This is a genomic window from Neisseria sp. HMSC055H02 (assembly GCF_001813335.1).
Classification (GTDB): domain Bacteria; phylum Pseudomonadota; class Gammaproteobacteria; order Burkholderiales; family Neisseriaceae; genus Neisseria; species Neisseria sicca_C.
In genome coordinates this window covers 1-971 of record NZ_KV812108.1, presented here as the reverse complement: position 1 = coordinate 971, position 971 = coordinate 1, and the positions used below count along the sequence as shown (strand labels likewise).

The window sequence follows — 971 nt, the reverse complement described above, 5'->3', positions numbered from 1 at the left end:
AACCACCCCGATATTTCCTTTTCCCCGATTTCAGACTGCCTCAAAGTCGGCAATCCGGCAACGGGCGAGACCTTGGCGTTTGTCCGCACGACTCGTTCAGACGGCCTCAAATTGCTGATTCAAAAGGCGGAGGCGGCACAAAAATTATGGGCGGCAAAAACTGCGTTGGAGCGCGCCGATGTGTTGTGGCGTTGGTATTTTTTGATTAAAGAAAACAAAGAAGAACTGGCGCGTATCATGACGATGGAGCAGGGAAAAAGTCTGACTGAGGCGCGTGGTGAAATTGATTATGCGGCTTCGTTTGTGCGCTGGTTTGCCGAAGAGGCGCGGCGGATTGACGGCGATGTGTTGACGAGTGTGAAAGCGTCGCAAAAATTGGTTGTGTTGAAACAGCCTATCGGTGTTACTGCGGCGATTACACCGTGGAACTTCCCATCTGCGATGATTGCACGTAAGGCTGCACCTGCTTTGGCGGTGGGCTGTGCGATGATTGTCAAACCTGCATCGCTCACGCCTTTGAGTGCGTATGCGTTGGCTGTACTGGCCTACGAAGCGGGTGTGCCTCAGGATTTGTTGCCTGTTGTCAGCGGTAGTGCTTCGGAAATCAGCAATGAATTTGCCACGAATCCGACCGTGCGCAAAATCAGCTTTACCGGCTCAACTGAAATAGGTGCGAAAATTTTTGCCGACAGTGCGGCGGACATTAAAAAACTCAGTTTGGAACTGGGCGGCAATGCGCCGTTTATCGTGTTTGACGATGCCGATTTGGACAAAGCCGTCGAAGGCGCGCTCGCCAGCAAGTTTCGCAACAGCGGCCAGACCTGCGTCTGCACCAACCGCGTGTACGCTCAATCGGGCATTTACGACGAATTTTGCCGCAAATTAAGTGAAAAAGTGGCCGCGCTCAAATTGGGCAACGGCTTGGATGAAGGCGTGAACCAAGGGCCGCTGATTGAGGAAAAAGCGGTGGA

Annotated in this window: 1 protein-coding gene; it reads left to right on the top strand. The window is 52.7% G+C overall.

What is annotated here, in order from left to right; genetic code table 11:
- Positions 1-971 (top strand): aldehyde dehydrogenase family protein (locus HMPREF2907_RS08605; protein WP_070682158.1); only part of this gene is annotated, 971 nt, incomplete at both ends.